The organism is Sulfitobacter delicatus (genome assembly GCF_900102535.1).
Lineage (GTDB): Bacteria > Pseudomonadota > Alphaproteobacteria > Rhodobacterales > Rhodobacteraceae > Sulfitobacter > Sulfitobacter delicatus.
In genome coordinates this window covers 54,895-72,546 of sequence record NZ_FNBP01000008.1, presented here as the reverse complement: position 1 = coordinate 72,546, position 17,652 = coordinate 54,895, and the positions used below count along the sequence as shown (strand labels likewise).

The window sequence follows — 17,652 nt, the reverse complement described above, 5'->3', positions numbered from 1 at the left end:
CCCAATGACCGACCAACCCGCCAACGACCAGTTCCACGCCTCCTCCTTTATGGAGGGCGAGAACGCGGAATATCTCGAGGCCATGTATGCCCGCTACGCCAACGACCCCAACGCGGTCGACGCGGCATGGCAGGACTTCTTCGCGGCGATGGGCGATGACGCCGAAACCGCACAGGCCGAGGCCGCTGGCCCCTCTTGGGCGCGTCCCGACTGGCCGCCCGCGCCGCAAAGCGAGGTCATGGGCGCACTGACCGGCGTCTGGCCGGAGCCCACCGAGGCCAAGGCCGCAGGCGACAAGATCAAAAAGAAAGCCGAGGAAAAAGGCGTGCCGGTCTCTGACGACCAGATCCGCGCTGCCGTTCTGGACAGCATCCGTGCGCTGATGCTGATCCGCGCCTACCGCATCCGGGGCCACTTGGCCGCGCATCTCGACCCCTTGGGCATGCGCGACATGGGCGAGCAGCCGGAGCTTGACCCCAAGTCCTACGGCTTCACCGACGCCGACATGGACCGCCCGATCTTTATCGACAACGTGCTTGGCCTCGAAGTGGCCACCATGAAGCAGATCGTCGACATAGTGCGCTCGACCTATTGCGGCACCTTCGCGCTGCAATACATGCATATCTCCGACCCCGAGCAGGCCGGTTGGCTGAAAGAGCGCATCGAAGGCTACGGCAAAGAGATCGCCTTTACCAAGGAAGGCCGCAAGGCGATCCTGAGCAAGCTGGTCGAGGCCGAAGGTTTCGAGAAATTCCTCCACGTCAAATATATGGGCACCAAGCGTTTCGGCCTTGATGGCGGCGAAAGCCTTGTCCCGGCGATGGAGCAGATCATCAAGCGCGGCGGCCAGTTGGGCGTCAAAGACATCGTCATCGGCATGCCCCACCGGGGCCGCTTGTCGGTGCTCGCCAACGTCATGCAGAAACCCTACCGGGCGATCTTTAACGAATTCCAAGGCGGCAGTTTTAAGCCCGAAGACGTCGACGGCTCGGGCGATGTGAAATACCACCTCGGCGCGTCCTCGGACCGTGAGTTTGACGGCAATTCCGTCCACCTGTCGCTGACCGCCAACCCCTCGCACCTCGAGGCGGTAAACCCCGTCGTGCTGGGCAAGGTCCGCGCCAAGCAGGACCAGCTCAACGACGAAGACCGCACCGCCGTCATGCCGATCCTGCTGCACGGCGACGCGGCCTTTGCGGGCCAAGGCGTCGTAGCCGAATGTTTCGCGCTCTCGGGCCTCAAAGGGCACAAGACCGGCGGCACCATGCATATCGTCGTGAACAACCAGATCGGCTTCACCACCGCGCCGCATTTCTCGCGCTCCTCGCCCTACCCCACCGACAACGCACTGGTGGTCGAGGCGCCGATCTTCCACGTCAATGGCGACGACCCCGAAGCCGTGGTTCACGCCGCCCGCGTGGCCACCGAATTCCGCCAGAAATTCCACAAAGACGTGGTCATCGACATCTTCTGCTACCGCCGCTTTGGTCACAACGAAGGCGACGAGCCGATGTTCACCAACCCGGTGATGTACAAGAGCATCAAGAAGCAAAAGACCACGCTCAGCCTTTATACCGAACGTCTGGTCAAAGACGGCCTGATCCCCGAGGGCGAGATCGAGGACATGAAGGCCGCCTTCCAGAAACAGCTAGGCGAAGAGTTTGAGGCCGGTAAAGAATACCGCCCCAACAAGGCCGACTGGCTGGATGGCAAATGGTCCGGCATGGACAAAAAGAAAAAGTCCTACCAGCGCGGCAAAACCGCCATCGCGCCCGAGACTCTCGGCGAGGTTGGCAAGGCGCTTACCACCGCGCCCGACGATTTCCCACTGCACAAGACCATTGGACGTTTGCTCGACGCAAAGAAGCAGATGTTCGACAGCGGTGAAGGCTTTGACTGGGCCACGGCGGAAGCGCTGGCCTTTGGCTCCCTGCTGACCGAAGGCTACAAGGTCCGCCTGTCGGGCCAAGACAGCACACGCGGCACATTCAGCCAACGTCACTCGGCCTTCATTAACCAAGAGAACGAAGACCGTTACTACCCGCTGAACCACGTCCGCGAAGGTCAGGCGGAGTATGAGGTCATCGACTCCATGCTCAGCGAATATGCGGTGCTGGGTTTTGAATACGGCTACTCGCTGGCTGAGCCGAACGCGCTGACCCTCTGGGAAGCCCAGTTCGGTGACTTTGCCAACGGCGCGCAGATCATGTTTGACCAGTTCATCTCTTCCGGTGAAAGCAAATGGCTGCGCATGTCGGGCCTCGTCTGTCTGATGCCGCATGGCTATGAGGGGCAAGGCCCCGAGCACTCCTCGGCGCGTCTGGAGCGGTTCCTCACCATGTGTGGCGGCGACAACTGGATCGTGGCGAACTGCACCACGCCGGCCAACTACTTCCACATCCTGCGCCGCCAGTTGCACCGCAGCTACCGCAAACCGCTGATGTTGATGACGCCCAAATCCCTGCTGCGCCACAAGCTCGCGGTCAGCAAAGCCGATGAATTCACCACCGGCTCAAGCTTCCACCGCGTGCTTTGGGACGATGCCCAAAAGGGAAATTCGGACACCAAACTGGTCTCGGACGACAAGATCAAACGCGTGGTGATGTGTTCGGGCAAGGTCTATTACGACCTGCTCGAAGAGCGTGACGCCCGCGGCATCGACGATGTCTATATCCTGCGGTTCGAGCAGTTCTACCCCTTCCCCGCCCAGTCCGCGGTGAAAGAGCTGGAACGCTTCAAGGGTGCCGAGATGATCTGGTGCCAAGAAGAGCCCAAGAACCAAGGTGCCTGGACCTTCATCGAGCCCAATATCGAATGGGTTCTGGGCCGCATCAACGCCGATCACGGCCGCCCGACCTATGTCGGCCGCGCCACCGCCGCCTCGCCCGCCACGGGTCTGGCCAGCCAGCACAAAGCACAACAAGCCGCCCTCGTTGACGAGGCGCTGACCATCAAAGGAAAGTAAACCATGACAAGCGAAGTACGCGTCCCAACGCTGGGCGAATCCGTCACCGAAGCCACCGTTGCCACATGGTTCAAAAAGCCCGGCGATACCGTCGCGGTGGATGAAATGCTCTGCGAGCTGGAAACCGACAAGGTCACCGTCGAAGTGCCCTCGCCCGTCGCCGGCACCCTGAGCGAGATCGTGGCGCAAGAGGGCGACACCGTGGGCGTCGACGCTCTGCTGGCCAATGTCAGCGAAGGCGACTCTGGCTCCGACGCCGCGCCAAAAGCCAAGGAAGCCGCCAAGGACGATGAGGCCGTGTCCCAGTCCGACCGCGACGGCGATGCGCCCAAGGCGATCGACGCCGGTTCCGCCGATGTCGCCGCCCGCGAAGGCGACAGCATCGACGTACAGGTGCCAACACTGGGCGAGTCGGTGACCGAAGCGACCGTCAGCACATGGTTCAAAAAGGTCGGCGACAAGGTCGAGCAGGACGAGATGCTCTGCGAATTGGAAACCGACAAAGTCAGCGTCGAAGTCCCCTCGCCCGCCGCCGGCGTGTTGACCGAAATCCTCGCCGACGAAGGCACCACCGTCGAAGCCTCCGCCACGCTGGCCGTGCTGACCTCCGGCGCAGGCGCTGCTTCCAAAGGCGAAGACGCCAAATCCGGGGCAGGTGCTGCCCCTGAAACCAAATCCGCCGACACTTCCGGCAAAGACGTCGAAGACGCGCCGTCGGCCAAGAAAGCCATGGCCGAAGCCGGCATCAGCCGCGATCAGGTCACAGGCTCGGGCCGTGACGGTCGGGTGATGAAAGAAGACGTGGCCAAGACCATCGCCGCTGGCACCTCGGCTCCCAAAGCCCAAGCCAAACCCGCAGCCCCCCGCGCCGCCTCCGCCCCCGATGACGCGTCGCGCGAAGAGCGGGTCAAGATGACCCGCCTCAAGCAGACCATGGCGCGCCGCTTGAAAGAAGCCCAGAACACTGCCGCGATCCTGACCACCTTTAACGAGGTCGACATGACCGAGGTCATGGCGCTGCGGAACACCTACAAAGCCGACTTCGAGAAGAAACACGGCGTCCGGATGGGCTTCATGTCCTTCTTCACCAAAGCCTGCTGCCACGCGCTCAAGGAAATCCCAGAGGTCAACGCCGAGATCGACGGCACCGACATCATCTACAAGAACTACGTCCACATGGGCGTCGCCGCAGGCACGCCCACGGGCCTTGTGGTGCCGGTGATCAAAGACGCCGACGCGATGTCCTTCGCCGAGATCGAAAAGGCCGTGAACGCCATGGGCAAAAAGGCCCGTGACGGCAAGCTGACAATGGCCGACATGACCGGCGGCACCTTTACCATCTCCAACGGCGGCGTCTACGGCTCGCTGATGACCGCGCCGATCCTGAACCCGCCACAGTCCGGCATCCTCGGCATGGCGAAAATTCAGGACCGCCCGATGGCGATCAACGGCGAGGTCGTGATCCGTCCGATGATGTATATCTCGCTCAGCTACGACCACCGGATCATTGACGGCAAGGGCGCTGTCACCTTCCTCGTCCGCGTCAAAGAGATGCTCGAAGATCCGCGCCGTCTGTTGATGGATCTGTGATAGACTGGGCGGGGGGCGACCCCCGCCCTATTCTATTTATCGAAATAAATTTGGCGACCCGGAGCATGTATATGACGGCCTTAATAGAACTAGTCTCCGAAAAGCTATCAGGCATGTCTGGAAATCCACAGGAAATTTGGCGACATGCCGTGTCAATTGGCTCTCAAGAGCTTGAGAAAAGAATTACGAACCAAACATCTATCGAGAGTGACAATAAGCTTAGAACTGAGCTCATAGATTTTTTACTTCAGCTTGCAGACAGTTTCGGAATATCAGTCGAAAAACCCGAAGAATACGCTGGCTATGATGCGCAGTTGCACGATTTGGTAAGGTATGCGGGCAAACTGAGAGCAAAAGAACTCGCCGATAACATTCGCGATAAACATGTGCGCCTACTTACCGATAAAGGGCTTTCGGAAGAAGGAAGGCAGAACGCACTTGCCCTTTCGGCCGAGCTACGGGTTGAAGTTGGGCGCCTAATTCTTCCCAGCCGGCAAAAGGAATTGCTGTTCCGTAACCTCAATGAGTTCGATAGTCTTATCTTAAATGATAGCGCCAACCTGGCCAACATTTTGAAGACTTTGACGTTTATTGGAGCGGCGATCGTTGGAACAACTGGAGTACTTGCAGCAGCTCCCGAGGCGCTAAATACAGTCGGAAAGATAACTGCGCTTATTGGCTACGAATCTGCCTCTGAGGAGCAACGAAAACAGCTTAATGTCGATAAGCCTGTGCTTCGGCTGCCTCCTCCTCAAATAAGCAGTGCTCAATAGTAGTAGGACACAGACCATGACCGAAACAACCCTCCTCGCCGCCTATGGCCTCTTGGTCATGCTGACGATCCTCCTGCAGGTGCTGGGTGCCACCCGGCAACTCTCGATGGGCTACCTGATGTCCTCCCGCGACGAGACGCGCACCACCACCGGCATGACCGCCCGTCTGAGTCGCGCGCTGGATAACTCCGTGGTGGCACTGGCGCTTTTCGCCCCTGCCGTGCTGCTGATCGAGATCATGGGCCGCAACAACAGCGCCACGCTCTTGGCCGCCCAAGTCTTCCTACTGGCGCGGATCATCTACGTCATCGTCTATGCGCTCGGCGTGCCGACGATCCGCACGCTGGCCTGGCTCGCGGGCTATGCCGCCACCGCCGTTCTCTATTTCCACGCGCTCTGAAAGGGCCTCCACATGCAGATGATCTGCCACTTCGACGTCACCGATTTTGCAATCTGGAAACAGGCCTTTGACGACGACGCCGAAGCGCGCCGCGATGCAGGCCTCTCGGTGCTGCAAATCTGGCAGCACGCCGACAGCAGCACCAAGGCGTCCGTCCTGCTCGACGTGAATGACCGCAAAAGGGCCGACGACTGGCTGACCCGGTCCAATGCGCTCAGCAGTGACGACAAGGGCACCGTGACCAGCTCCACCGCCTATTTCGTGAAAAACGCATGAGCATCGAGTTGACCGTCCTGACCCTTGCAGCACTGTTGCAGGGGCTTCAATTCGTGCTCTACGCCGTCCCCGCCAACCGCGAGATTGGCCCCGGCTATACCATGTCGGCGCGGGACCGTGAGCCCAGCCGTGCGCTGTCGGACCGCACCGCCCGTCTGGGCCGGGCGATGGACAATCATTTCGAGGGGCTGATCCTCTTTGGCATCGCCGTTGGCGTGATCCAGATGTCGGGCCAGAACACCGCCCTCACCGCCGCCTGCGCTTGGGTCTATCTGATCGCCCGCATCCTCTATGTCCCCGCCTATGCCATGGGCCTGCGCCCGCATCGCTCGATCATCTGGATCATCGGCTTTGTCGCGACCATGCTGATGCTGCTGGCGGCCCTCGTTTAACCCGACCTCTTTCACCCACACCCGCAGGCAGCGGCGCTTGCACCTCAAACCCGCGCCCCCTACCTTGCCTGCAACACCAGACTGCTAAGGAGACCCCCCATGTCGAGCTATGATGTCATCGTGATCGGCTCTGGCCCCGGCGGCTATGTCGCCGCCATCCGTTGCGCACAACTGGGCCTGAAAACCGCCTGTGTGGAGGGCCGCGAGACGCTGGGCGGCACCTGCCTCAACGTCGGCTGCATCCCCTCCAAGGCGCTGCTGCACGCCACCCATATGCTGCATGAGGCCGAGCATAACTTTGGCGAGATGGGTCTGAAGGGCAAAAGCCCCTCGGTCGACTGGAAACAGATGCTGACCTACAAGGACAAGACCATCGAGACCAACACCAAGGGCATCGAATTTCTGTTCAAAAAGAACAAGATCGATTGGCTCAAGGGCTGGGGCTCGGTGCCCGAGGCGGGCAAGGTCAAGGTCGGCGATGAGGTCCATGAGGCCAAGAACATCATCATCGCGTCGGGCTCCGAACCTGCGGGCCTGCCGGGTGTTGAGGTCGACGAAAAGGTTGTCGTGACCTCCACCGGCGCGCTGGAGTTGAACAAGATCCCGAAGAAGATGGTCGTGATCGGCGCGGGCGTGATCGGGCTGGAACTGGGCAGCGTCTATGCGCGTCTTGGCACCGAAATCACCGTGGTCGAATACCTCGACGCGATCACGCCGGGCATGGACCCAGAGGTGCAAAAGACCTTCCAGCGGATGCTGAAAAAACAGGGTTTCAACTTCATCATGGGCGCCGCGGTGCAAAAGACCGAGGTGAAAAACCAGAAAGCCAACGTCTCCTACAAGCTGCGTAAGGACGACAGCGAGCATGAGCTTGACGCGGATGTGGTGCTGGTCTCCACCGGCCGCCGCCCGGTGGTGAAGGGTCTGGGGCTTGATGATCTCGGCGTGAAACTGACCGAGCGCGGCCAGATCGCCGTGAACGAGCATTGGGAGACCTCCGTCAAAGGTGTCTATGCCATCGGCGACGTGATCGAAGGCCCGATGCTGGCGCACAAGGCCGAAGACGAAGGCATGGCCGCCGCCGAGGTGATCGCGGGCAAGCATGGCCATGTGAACTACGGCGTCATTCCTGGCGTGATCTATACCCACCCCGAGGTCGCCAGCGTGGGCGAGACCGAGGCGACGCTCAAGGAAGCGGGCCGCGAATACAAGGTCGGCAAGTTCTCCTTCATGGGCAACGCGCGGGCCAAGGCGGTCTTTGCTGGCGACGGTTTCGTCAAGCTAATCGCTGACAAGGAAACCGACCGCATCTTGGGCTGCCACATCATCGGCCCCGGCGCGGGCGATCTGATCCATGAGGTCTGTGTAGCGATGGAATTCGGCGCCTCGGCGCAGGATCTCGCCATGACCTGCCACGCGCACCCGACCTATTCCGAAGCGGTGCGCGAGGCCGCGCTGGCCTGCGGTGACGGTGCGATCCATATGTAAGCCATGCGGGGCGGGCCAAGGGTCCGCCCCTTTGCGTTGCGCCTGTTGCGCGCGCAGGGGTCAGCGGGTGTTCATACCCCTGCCCTAAAACCCTTCCCGTCGCGACAGATACGGAAGATGAGGCCCTTCGGGGTCATGTCGATACGTAGAGACATGCAGGGTGACGCCTGTCTTTTCCACCTCACCACGGCGGCGCCGCCACATTAACGGCTTCCCAGATACGTCTAACTGCAATCGCGGAGCTTCAGCTTCAGCGGTCTATTCGGCGTTCACGATAAAGCGCAAAGGGCAGCGCCGGCCCGCGGGGTGGTGCTGAAAGCGCCGCCCCAGGGGGGCGGGTCGGCGCTGCCCGGCGTGCGGCCGGGCGGAACAGAATGCGAGGTTATCGCTCCAAGGAGGGCCGCCAGCCGGCCTCGTGCAGCAGCTCGTTGGAACGGCTTTCCACCTCTTCCTCCAACCGCGCCATAAAAGCCTTTTTATCCAGCCCCGGCTCAATCGGCTCCAGAAACTCCACCACGGCCAGCCCCGGCCTGCGGTACAGCCCTCGGCGCGGCCAGAAGTGGCCTGCGTTGGTCGCCACCGGCACACAGACCTGCCCCAACTGGTCATAGAGCACCGCCGTGCCGACTTTATAAGGCGCGCTCAGCCCCGGAGCGACGCGGGTGCCTTGCGAATAGATCACAAGCTGCCCCGGCTCCCTCTGGCCAGATTGGACATCCGCCATCATCTTAGTGATCGCCTGCCCGCGTTTGCCGCGATCTACGGCAATCATGCCCATCCGCTTGGCGTATTGCCCGATCACCGGGGTCCACAGCACCTCGCGCTTCATGATGAATTTCGCACGCGGTAGCGCATGGAAGATCATCAGAATATCCAGAAACGACTGGTGCTTCGCCGCCACCAGAACCTCGCCCTGCGGCACCTCCCCGCGCACTTCGCAGCGCAGACCGATCACCCAGCGGGCAGACCACATCGCCCAGGCGGCATAGGTCTTGCAGGCGCGATACGCCCCCTGTTTGGAGAACATCGCCCAAGGCGCAAAGGCCAGCCCGATCAGCGGCATGGCGACAGTCACCTGCACGATATAGATAATCGACCGGATCCATTGCAGCAGCTTCATGTCAATTCCCTCAGAGTGCGCCGCGCAGCAGCGCCGGTGGCGGCAAAGGCCACAAGACCAATGAGCAGTGGCACCAGCAGCGGCACCAGCCAGTCCACACCCGCAAAGCCCAACCCGGTCAGAAAGCCACCAGCTTCCCCCGCGTCGGGCAACAATACGACCGCGATCATGCCCAGAGCCGTCCCGACAGCAGAGCCCAGCAAGGCCCGCAGGGTAAAGCGGCGAATGAACGCGCGCCCGATATAGTCATCCGTCGCGCCGACCAGCCGCAGCACCGCGATCACCTGCGCGTTGGCCGCAAGGGCCGCTTGCGCCGCCAGTGTCACCATCGCGCCAACGGCGGTGGCGATCAGCAGTGTCGAAAGCCAGCCGAGCAACCGCAACCGGCTCGCAGCGGCGACTAGCGGCGCGCGCCAGCGGCTGTGGTCGTCCAGCACGGCGCCCGGCACCTCTGCCGACAAGCGCAGCCGCAGCCCCACCGGGTCCAGCCCCTCGCCCTCTTCGACCACCTCGATCAGGCGCGGCACAGGCAAGCTGTCAATCGCCAGGTCCGGGCCGAACCACGGCGCCAAAAGCGCCTCTTGCTCAGCGTCCGTCAGCGCCCGGGCCGAGGCGACGCCCTTGGTCGTCTCCAAGACCTTCAACGCCGCTTCGGTCTGCGCAGCGCGCTGGTCCAAGGGCGCGACGATGCGCACCGTGGCGGACTGCGCCAACTCCTGCCCCCAGACCTTGGCCAACCGGCCCGAGGCCAACGACAGCGCCAGTGCAAAGACCGCCAGAAAGGCCATGGCGCCCGCGGCAAAGATGGTCAGCTGCGCGGTAAATCCAGAGGGCGGCACCACACGGTCCGAATGTCTGTCGCCTTTGAAAACCGCGCGCAGAGCGCCCAAATCGAACCGCTTCACAAGTCCGCCCCCGCCAATTGAATGCGCCGGTTGGCGATGCGCAACACCCGCGCCTGCACATGCGCCTTGGTGGCGCGGATCAGGCCTAGATCATGGGTTGCGATCAAGACGGTCTTGCCCATGCGGTTCAACTCCACCAGCAGATGCAGCAACCGCTGGGACATGTCCCAATCGATATTGCCCGTCGGCTCATCCGCCAAGATCACATCGGGCGACATGATCACGGCCCGCGCCAAGGCAGCCCGCTGCCGCTCCCCGCCCGACAGTTCCGGCGGCAGCGCCTCGGCGCGGTGGGTCAGCCCGACCCAGGACATCAGCTCTTCCAGATCGGTCCCGCCCGCCTCGGCATGGCGGCCCGCGACACTGAGCGGCAGGGCGACATTCTCGGTCAGCGGCAGATGGTCGAGGAATTTCACGTCCTGATGCACCACACCCACGCGCCGCCGCACCATAGCAATGTCGTCGCGGTCCATGCCGCGCACATCCGACCCAAAAAGCCGCAAATGCCCCGCCGTGGGCAGCAGCGCGCCATAGCAGAGCTTCATCAGCGTGGTCTTACCCGCGCCCGAGGGGCCAGTGAGAAAGTGAAATGATCCGGGGGCAAGTTTCAGCGTGATGTCGGACAGCAATTCGCCCCCGCCATAGCTATAGGCCACATTTTCGAGCTCTATCACGCAACCACCTTACAAACTTCGACCTGTTGTGCCTCAGCACCGGAAAGGATTCAATCCACCAGAACCCGGCACCCCGCTCAGATATCACTTTTCCTACGTAATTCTAGGACATATGCTGCTTGTTAACGATCCAAGCGCCCGAATAACCTCAGGAATACCCATGCGGCTGATCTGCCCGAACTGCGACGCGCAATACGAAGTCCCCGACGAGGTGATGCCGGCGGCTGGGCGGGATGTGCAATGTTCGAACTGCGGACAGACTTGGTTCCAGCACCATCCGGACAATGCGCCGGAAGAGGATGAAGCTGAGTTTCCGCACGACGACGCGCCAAAGGACGACGAACCAGAGGCGGTAGCCGGGGCTCCGAGCGCTGAAGCCGCAGACGACGACTACACCGACGTCGATGCGGACGAGAACCCCTTTCCGAACCTACGGGCCGAAGCCGCAGCGGCCCCCGCCTCCCCTCCGCCCACGCGGCGGCAGTTGGACCCCGCGGTGGCGGAAATCCTGCGCCAAGAAGCCGCGGCAGAGCAAGAAGCCCGCCGCCGCCGTCAATCCGAACCGCTGGAGAGCCAGCCCGAGCTTGGCCTCGACGAAGGTTGGCCGGACGAAGACCTGCGAGACGACGATGCAGAGGTCGACAACGACCCGCAAGAAGAGCCGGACACCCCGCCGCGCAATGACGATGCCGAACATCGCGCCCATGAGGCCCGTGTCCGCATGGCCCGCATGCGCGGCGAACCCGAGCCGCCGCATCCGACTGAGGCCGCCACTGCCGCCCCGCGCCGTGATCTTCTGCCGGATATTGACGAGATCAATTCCACCCTGCGCCATGATCGCAGCCAGGACGCCGGGCCCACGCCCACCGCAGCGCTGGACAAGCCGCAGAAAGAGCGTCGCTCCGGCGGCTTCATGCGCGGCTTTGTTCTGATGATGGCGCTGGCCGCGATTTTGGCGCTGGTCTATGCCTATGCGCCGCAGATCGCGCAGTCACTGCCGCAAGCCGATCCCTACCTGTCGTCCTATGTGGCGTGGATGGATGACGCGCGGATTTGGCTCGACGGCCAGTTGCAAGACCTATTGGTCTGGCTCGACACCGTGGCGACCCAGTCGCAGAGCTAACCCCGCTCAAAACCGATCCAACAGCCTGTTGAGGTAGTCGCGCTCCAACTCGGGCCGCTCTGCCTCGCCCGAGCGGCGGCGGATTTCATCCAGCAGCCGTCGCGCGCGGCCCTGATCGTCCGGCCCTTGGGCCAGTGGCGCGTCGTTGCTGTTGGCTCCGTTGCCCCCCTGCTCGCGTCCCAGCGGATCTCGCGCCTCAGCGCGGCGGTCGCCCTCGGCGGTGCCTTGGCCCGGCTGGCCTTCGCGTTGTTCTTGTTCCATCGCCTCGCCCAAGGACCGCATCCCCTCGCGCAACGCTTCCATGGCCTGCGCCTGATTGTCGATCGCCTCGGCCAGATCATCGCGGCGCAGGGCCTCTCCGGCGCGGTCCATCGCAGTCCCGGCCCGGCCCAAGGCATCGCGTGCGGCGTCGCCTTCGGGCGTGCCCTCGCCCGGCAGCCGCCCTTGCTGACGCCGCAACTCATCGCGCAGCGCCTGCTGGCGGCCCGCGAGCCCCTCTTCGCTCGGCTCTTCACCAGCCTCGCCACCTTCACTCTGCTGGCCTTCATGGCTTTGGACCCGGCCCTGACCGCCATTGCGGCCCTCATTGCCCTCATTCTCCCCCGCGCCTGTGCCGGGGTTGAACTGCTCCTGCAAGTCGCGGAACGCCTGATCGCTCAGCCCCTGCTGCTCGCGCAGCGTGTCCGACAGCCCCTCCATCGCCTGTTCTCCGGGCGAGCCTTCGCCCTCTCCCGGCTGGCCTTGGGTGACGCGCATGTTCTCCATCATTTCCTGAAGTTCGCGCAGCGCTTGTTCGGCCTCGGCCATGCGGCCCTGTTCCATCAACTCCTGAATCCGGTCCATCATCCGCTGCAAATCATCTTGGGTCATCTGCATGGACTCGCCTTGGGGCTGCTGACCCTCGCCTTCGCCCTCCTGCGCCTGTTGGCGCTGCAACTGCTTGAGGTATTCCTCAGTCGCGCGGCGCAGCTTTTCCATCAACTCGGCAATCTCCGCCGAAGAGGCCCCGTTCTTCATCGCCTCGTTCAACCGGTCCTGCGCCCGCCGCATCCGCTCCAGCGCATCGGCCAAGACGCCCTCTTCAAGCTCAATCGCCAACCCCCACATGTCCTCGGCCATCTCGGCCTGCACATCTTCGTTCAGCCCATAGCGCGCGCGGATTTCCAGCCGCCGGATCAACTGGCGCAAGCGCAACTGCATGACCTCGGACCGCAGATGCTCCCCCGGCGCGTAGGTCACCGCCCGCAAGACCTGCGCAATCCGCGGCGCATTGGCTCGCGACCAGAGCAGATCGCGCCGCATCTCAATCACCGCCGCTGCCGCCGGATCAAAGAAGCGCCGCCCCGGCAGGGTCAACTGGCTCACCTCCGTCGCGCCCTGCTGTTCCGCCGCATCCAGCACGCTCAGTTGCAGCGAGACTGGCAGATTGGCCCAAGGATGCTTTGAGAAGTTCTCGATCAAGGCCTCTTCAAACTCTTGCCGCCCGCCCGCAATTGGCATCGGCAGCGGCACGACGATCTCGGGCCGCGTATCCGGATCGATGGTCAACCCATAGCGCCGATCCACCGACGCCAGATCGAGGCTGATCCGCGCCTCCCCGGCCTCCACCCCGTAGTCATCCCGCGCCAGAAACGGCAGGCTCATCTCACCAAGCGCGGTAACCTCGGGCGGCCCCATGCGCTCCACCTGTGGCGCAGCATCGGGCAGCATGGTGATCTGCCACTCCCGCGCCCCCGGCCCGTCAATCGCGATGCGTCCGCTTTGCCGCAGCGTAAAATCCTGCGCAGGCTCCGACGCCGCCGCCACCTCGCGACCCGACACGCTTTCCTCAACCGTCAACGCGCCCAACTCGCCATAAAGCCGCAAGGTGATCAACGTCCCTGCAGGCAGCGACAGCGCGCCCGCCGCAAGGTCATTCAAATAGAGCGTCGGCTTGCCCGTATGGCGCGGCGGCTCGGCCCAGCCTTCCCAAACCGGACCAGAAGCCAGCGCCCCGCCCGCCCCGCCGGGGGCCAATTGCGTGACCTCGCCCAACCGCCAGACCGAGCCGAAAACCAGCGCCACCAAAAACGCCAAGAGCGCCACATAACGCAGCGCATAGGGATCGGCTTTTGAGACCCGCAAATCCCCCTTCACCGCCTGCGCCCGCGCCGCGCGCTCGGCCATACGCCGCTGATGCGCTTGCCAAACCGCCATCGAGGCCACATCGCCCGCGCCAATCGCCTGATCGTCCAACAGCGCGCGAATGGGCCGCCCCGGCAGGCTGGCATCCAGCCGCGCCAGCGCCGCCATGCGCGACGGCACCCGAAAGCGCCGCAGCGCAAAGATCAACGTGCCAAGAAACCCAAGACCGATGAGCCCCAGCACAGCCCAAAGCAAATTACCGCCCAGACTGTCCTGCACCCCCATCATCAGCAGCGCCAACACCGCCAGACATAAGGTGAGCATCGGCCACAGCGCCTGCACCAGCGCTTCGGCCAGCATCCCCGCCCAGGTCAGCCGCAGCGGCCAGCGCAATGCGCGCAGCCCGTCTGTCCTGTCAGTGGATGCCTTCATGCGTCACGCTCCCGCGCTCCGGCGGCGGGGTGCCGTCAGAGCCATTCAGGGATGGTATCGCGGTTTATCATTTCGTCAAAGCTTGGCCGTGGGCGGATAACCGCGAATTGATCGCCATTGACCAAAACCTCAGGGATCAAAGGCCGCGAATTATATTCGCTGCTCATCACCGCGCCATAAGCGCCCGCGGAGCGGAAGGCCACGAGATCGCCCGAACCGAGCGTGGGCATCATCCGCTGCTTGGCAAAGGTATCACCGGATTCGCAGACCGGGCCAACGATATCTACGGGGCGCGGCTCGGCCCCCGGTGCGGGCTCATTCAGCGGCACGATATCATGCCAAGCGTCATACATCGCCGGGCGGATCAGATCGTTCATCGCCGCATCTAGGATCAGGAAATCGCGCCCCTCGCCGGACTTGAGGTAGATGACTTCGCTCACCAACACACCCGCGTTCCCGGCAATCAAACGGCCCGGTTCAATCTCGACCTCGCAGTCCAGATGCCCCAGCGTGCGCTGCACCATCGCGCCGTAATCCGTCGGCAGCGGCGGTGCTGTGTTCGACCGCTCGTAAGGAATGCCAAGCCCACCCCCAAGGTCGAGCCGCCGAATGTTATGCCCATCCGCGCGCAGCACCTCGGTCAGCTCCGCGACCTTGCCATAGGCCTGCTCAAAGGGCGCGAGGTCGGTCAATTGGCTGCCGATATGCACGTCGATCCCGATGATCTCCAACCCCGGCAGCTTGGCCGCCATGGCATAGACTTCGCGGGCGCGAGCGATGGGGATGCCGAATTTGTTTTCGCTCTTGCCGGTGGCAATCTTGGCATGGGTCTTGGCGTCGACATCGGGGTTCACACGGATAGTGATCGGGGCCACTTTGCCCAGCTCCCGCGCCACCTGATCGAGCAGCAGCATCTCCGGCTCGCTTTCGACATTGAACTGCCGAATGCCCCCCGTCAGCGCCAGTTCGATCTCCTCGCGGGTCTTACCTACGCCCGAGAACACGATCTTATCGCCCGACACGCCCGCCGCCTTGGCCCGGCGGTATTCCCCGCCCGAAACCACATCCATCCCCGCGCCCGCCTGCGCCAAAGTGCGCAAGACGGCTTGGTTGGAGTTCGCCTTCATCGCATAGCAGACCAAATGATCCATGCCCGCCAGTGCGTCGTCAAACAAATGGAAATGCCGCAACAGCGTCGCGGTGGAATAGACATAGACCGGCGTACCTACCGCAGCGGCGATCTCCGCCAGGCTCACGTCTTCGGCATGCAAGACACCGTCTTTATAAAGAAAATGATCCATCTCTTTTTGGCCCCAAATACTTCCGCCGGAGGCATAGAATCTCTTGCCCAGCCTTATCTGATAGGCGCTGTCCGCAAGAACAGATAAAGCGGCAGGCCACAGCTCACCCCAATACAGAACGTGGCGGGAATGGCAATCAGCGCGCGGAAATTCCGGCGCACGGCGACCTCGGCGGTGATCCAGATGGTTAGGGTCACGGCAGCGATGGTCAGATCCCAGACCAGCCCGCTGGCGGCGGCATTGGCGTGCCAGGCCTCGACCATCGCGCTCAGGCTCCAGCCCTCTGCGCGGAACCATGTGATGAAATAATACATCGGATGCACCGCGCCCCAGACCGCGAGGGCGAGATAGAGCATGCGCAGGGCGGACATCAAAAGGTCTTCACAACGCCGACTGTGGCATAGCCGGAAACACTGAGCCCCGGTTCAGTCTTTGGCGCGTCGTTTTGCTTCGGCGCCGGGGGTGTACAGGCCGCAAGCGCCAGCAGGCCCAAAAGAACCGCCGCCGTCTTCACAGGCCCAGAGCCACAGAAAACGGCCCGCGTGTCAGCCCCAGCGTGGTGCCGACGGCTACGCCCGAGGAGGACATGGTGATCGTGCTGCTGGCCGTGGGCCGCACCGGCTCGCCATCCGCGCCGCAGGCGGCGAGGGTCAGCAGAGAGAAGATCGCGAGGCTGCGTTTCACTTCAAGATTTCCTTCCAGCGCTCAATTTGGGCACGCACCTGCGCGGGGGCCGTGCCGCCATAAGACATGCGCGAGTTTACCGAATTATCGACGCCGAGCACATCGAAAACATCCGACGTGATCTCGGCATGGACCGACTGCATCTGCTCCAGCGTCAGGTCTGGCAGGTCACAGCCTTGATCCTCGGCCATCGCGACCAAGGTGCCAGTCACATGATGCGCGTCGCGGAAAGGCAGGTTCGGCACCCGCACCAGCCAGTCGGCCAGATCGGTGGCGGTGGAGAAGCCAGAGCCTGCCGCAGCGGCGAGGTTCTCGCGCTCGGCGGTCATGTCGCCGACCATCCCGGTCATCGCGGCCAGCGCCAGCATCAGATTGTCGGCGGCGTCAAAGACCTGCTCTTTGTCCTCCTGCATGTCCTTGGAATAGGCCAGCGGCAGCCCCTTCATCACTATCATCAACGCGGTATTCGCGCCAAAGATGCGGCCCACCTTGGCGCGGATCAGCTCGGCTGCGTCGGGGTTTTTCTTCTGCGGCATGATGCTGGAGCCGGTCGAGAACCGATCCGACAGGGCCACGAAACGGAACTGCGCCGAGGACCAGATCACCAGTTCTTCGGCAAAGCGCGACAGGTGCATGGCGCAGATGCTGGCCGCGCCCATGAACTCCAGCGCGAAGTCGCGGTCGCTGACGGCGTCGAGCGAGTTCGCGGCGGGGCGGTCAAAGCCGAGCGCTTCGGCCGTCATCTCGCGGTCAATCGGGAAGGACGTACCCGCGAGGGCCGCAGCGCCCAAGGGGCATTCGTTCATCCGTTTGCGCGCATCCCGGATGCGGCCTAGATCGCGGCCAAACATCTCGACATAGGCCATCATATGGTGGCCCCATGTGACGGGCTGCGCGGTTTGCAAATGGGTGAAGCCGGGCATGACCCAATCGGCCCCGGCCTCGGCCTGAGACAAAAGCGCGCGGATCAGGGCTTGCAGGCCTTCATCGGCGGCGTCCAACTGGTCGCGCACCCAGAGTTTGAAATCGGTGGCGACTTGGTCGTTCCGCGAACGGCCTGTGTGCAAACGGCCTGCGGGCTCGCCAATCAGGTCTTTCAGCCGCGCTTCGACGTTCATGTGGATGTCTTCGAGGGCAGCGGAGAACTCGAACTTGCCCTCTTCGATCTCTGACAAGATCGTGAGAAGCCCTTCCCGTATGGCTTCGGCGTCGTTATCAGTCAGGATGCCCGTGGCTGCCAGCATGGCGGCATGGGCACGCGACCCGGCGATGTCTTGTGCGGCCATCCGTTTGTCGAACCCGATCGAGGCGTTGATCGCCTCCATGATCGCGTCCGGTCCGGCGGCGAAACGGCCACCCCACATCTTGTTTGAGGTCGTGTCGGTCATGTTGAATACCCTTGGAG

Annotated in this window: 16 protein-coding genes; 8 read left to right on the top strand and 8 right to left on the bottom strand. The window is 62.9% G+C overall.

The features are described from left to right. The first annotated feature begins 4 nt into the window (after nucleotides 1–4). The 7 genes from BLS57_RS13735 (at nucleotide 5) to lpdA (ending at nucleotide 7,884) form a co-directional block, all read left to right on the top strand. The gene (locus tag BLS57_RS13735) at nucleotides 5–2,965 is read left to right on the top strand and encodes a 2-oxoglutarate dehydrogenase E1 component (RefSeq protein WP_093743291.1); all 2,961 of its coding nucleotides are present in this window, start codon (nucleotides 5–7) and stop codon (nucleotides 2,963–2,965) included. 3 nt (nucleotides 2,966–2,968) lie between these two features. Continuing rightward, the gene (gene odhB, locus BLS57_RS13730) at nucleotides 2,969–4,555 is read left to right on the top strand and encodes a 2-oxoglutarate dehydrogenase complex dihydrolipoyllysine-residue succinyltransferase (RefSeq protein WP_093743290.1); all 1,587 of its coding nucleotides are present in this window, start codon (nucleotides 2,969–2,971) and stop codon (nucleotides 4,553–4,555) included. A 65-nt stretch (nucleotides 4,556–4,620) separates the two neighbouring features. Further along, entirely contained in the window at nucleotides 4,621–5,328 is a 708-nt protein-coding gene (locus tag BLS57_RS13725) for a hypothetical protein (RefSeq protein ID WP_139186645.1), read from the top strand. Nucleotides 5,329–5,344: 16 nt separating this feature from the next. Continuing rightward, a complete protein-coding gene (locus BLS57_RS13720) occupies nucleotides 5,345–5,728 on the top strand; it encodes an MAPEG family protein (protein WP_093743288.1) in 384 nt (127 codons plus the stop codon). A 12-nt stretch (nucleotides 5,729–5,740) separates the two neighbouring features. Further along, a complete protein-coding gene (locus BLS57_RS13715; RefSeq protein WP_093743287.1) occupies nucleotides 5,741–6,004 on the top strand; it encodes a hypothetical protein in 264 nt (87 codons plus the stop codon). Next, entirely contained in the window at nucleotides 6,001–6,396 is a 396-nt protein-coding gene (locus BLS57_RS13710; RefSeq protein WP_093743286.1) for an MAPEG family protein, read from the top strand. Before BLS57_RS13715 ends, BLS57_RS13710 begins: the two co-directional genes overlap by 4 nt. Nucleotides 6,397–6,495: 99 nt before the next feature. Beyond that, a complete protein-coding gene (lpdA, locus tag BLS57_RS13705) occupies nucleotides 6,496–7,884 on the top strand; it encodes a dihydrolipoyl dehydrogenase (protein WP_093743285.1) in 1,389 nt (462 codons plus the stop codon). Between the two features lie 382 nt (nucleotides 7,885–8,266). Here lpdA and BLS57_RS13700 read toward each other — a convergent pair whose 3' ends face one another. The 3 genes from BLS57_RS13700 to BLS57_RS13690 are packed head-to-tail and all read right to left on the bottom strand — an operon-like array spanning nucleotide 8,267 to nucleotide 10,583. Continuing rightward, entirely contained in the window at nucleotides 8,267–9,004 is a 738-nt protein-coding gene (locus BLS57_RS13700) for a lysophospholipid acyltransferase family protein (protein ID WP_093743284.1), read from the bottom strand. After that, complete coding sequence (locus tag BLS57_RS13695) at nucleotides 9,001–9,909, bottom strand: cell division protein FtsX (RefSeq protein ID WP_244153693.1); 909 nt, start codon at nucleotides 9,907–9,909, stop codon at nucleotides 9,001–9,003. Before BLS57_RS13695 ends, BLS57_RS13700 begins: the two co-directional genes overlap by 4 nt. Next, the gene (locus BLS57_RS13690; protein WP_093743283.1) at nucleotides 9,906–10,583 is read right to left on the bottom strand and encodes a cell division ATP-binding protein FtsE; all 678 of its coding nucleotides are present in this window, start codon (nucleotides 10,581–10,583) and stop codon (nucleotides 9,906–9,908) included. Before BLS57_RS13690 ends, BLS57_RS13695 begins: the two co-directional genes overlap by 4 nt. 160 nt (nucleotides 10,584–10,743) lie before the next feature. On the opposite strand from BLS57_RS13690, the gene BLS57_RS13685 reads away from it, so the two are divergent. Then, the gene (locus BLS57_RS13685; protein ID WP_093743282.1) at nucleotides 10,744–11,706 is read left to right on the top strand and encodes a zinc-ribbon domain-containing protein; all 963 of its coding nucleotides are present in this window, start codon (nucleotides 10,744–10,746) and stop codon (nucleotides 11,704–11,706) included. Between the two features lie 6 nt (nucleotides 11,707–11,712). On the opposite strand, the gene BLS57_RS13680 is transcribed toward BLS57_RS13685, so the two are convergent. From BLS57_RS13680 to argH, 5 genes are all read right to left on the bottom strand, one after another. Continuing rightward, nucleotides 11,713–14,262: a DUF4175 domain-containing protein gene (locus BLS57_RS13680; RefSeq protein ID WP_093743281.1), complete on the bottom strand. Its 2,550-nt coding sequence runs from the start codon at nucleotides 14,260–14,262 to the stop codon at nucleotides 11,713–11,715. Nucleotides 14,263–14,297: 35 nt separating this feature from the next. Further along, nucleotides 14,298–15,563, bottom strand: coding sequence for a diaminopimelate decarboxylase (gene lysA, locus BLS57_RS13675; protein ID WP_093743280.1), 1,266 nt, complete (start codon nucleotides 15,561–15,563; stop codon nucleotides 14,298–14,300). A gap of 53 nt (nucleotides 15,564–15,616) precedes the next feature. After that, nucleotides 15,617–15,934: a DUF2834 domain-containing protein gene (locus BLS57_RS13670; protein ID WP_093743279.1), complete on the bottom strand. Its 318-nt coding sequence runs from the start codon at nucleotides 15,932–15,934 to the stop codon at nucleotides 15,617–15,619. A 139-nt stretch (nucleotides 15,935–16,073) separates the two neighbouring features. Next, the gene (locus BLS57_RS19770; protein WP_167356437.1) at nucleotides 16,074–16,247 is read right to left on the bottom strand and encodes a hypothetical protein; all 174 of its coding nucleotides are present in this window, start codon (nucleotides 16,245–16,247) and stop codon (nucleotides 16,074–16,076) included. After that, complete coding sequence (argH, locus tag BLS57_RS13665; RefSeq protein WP_093743278.1) at nucleotides 16,244–17,635, bottom strand: argininosuccinate lyase; 1,392 nt, start codon at nucleotides 17,633–17,635, stop codon at nucleotides 16,244–16,246. Before argH ends, BLS57_RS19770 begins: the two co-directional genes overlap by 4 nt. Between the last annotated feature and the right edge of the window lie 17 nt (nucleotides 17,636–17,652).

Coding starts and splice junctions, on each gene's coding strand:
- BLS57_RS13735 (WP_093743291.1), top strand. CDS start 5: ATGACCGACCAACCCGCCAACGACCAGTTCCACGCCTCCTCCTTTATG.
- odhB (WP_093743290.1), top strand. CDS start 2,969: ATGACAAGCGAAGTACGCGTCCCAACGCTGGGCGAATCCGTCACCGAA.
- BLS57_RS13725 (WP_139186645.1), top strand. CDS start 4,621: ATGTATATGACGGCCTTAATAGAACTAGTCTCCGAAAAGCTATCAGGC.
- BLS57_RS13720 (WP_093743288.1), top strand. CDS start 5,345: ATGACCGAAACAACCCTCCTCGCCGCCTATGGCCTCTTGGTCATGCTG.
- BLS57_RS13715 (WP_093743287.1), top strand. CDS start 5,741: ATGCAGATGATCTGCCACTTCGACGTCACCGATTTTGCAATCTGGAAA.
- BLS57_RS13710 (WP_093743286.1), top strand. CDS start 6,001: ATGAGCATCGAGTTGACCGTCCTGACCCTTGCAGCACTGTTGCAGGGG.
- lpdA (WP_093743285.1), top strand. CDS start 6,496: ATGTCGAGCTATGATGTCATCGTGATCGGCTCTGGCCCCGGCGGCTAT.
- BLS57_RS13700 (WP_093743284.1), bottom strand. CDS start 9,004: ATGAAGCTGCTGCAATGGATCCGGTCGATTATCTATATCGTGCAGGTG.
- BLS57_RS13685 (WP_093743282.1), top strand. CDS start 10,744: ATGCGGCTGATCTGCCCGAACTGCGACGCGCAATACGAAGTCCCCGAC.
- BLS57_RS13680 (WP_093743281.1), bottom strand. CDS start 14,262: ATGAAGGCATCCACTGACAGGACAGACGGGCTGCGCGCATTGCGCTGG.
- lysA (WP_093743280.1), bottom strand. CDS start 15,563: ATGGATCATTTTCTTTATAAAGACGGTGTCTTGCATGCCGAAGACGTG.
- BLS57_RS13670 (WP_093743279.1), bottom strand. CDS start 15,934: ATGTCCGCCCTGCGCATGCTCTATCTCGCCCTCGCGGTCTGGGGCGCG.
- argH (WP_093743278.1), bottom strand. CDS start 17,635: ATGACCGACACGACCTCAAACAAGATGTGGGGTGGCCGTTTCGCCGCC.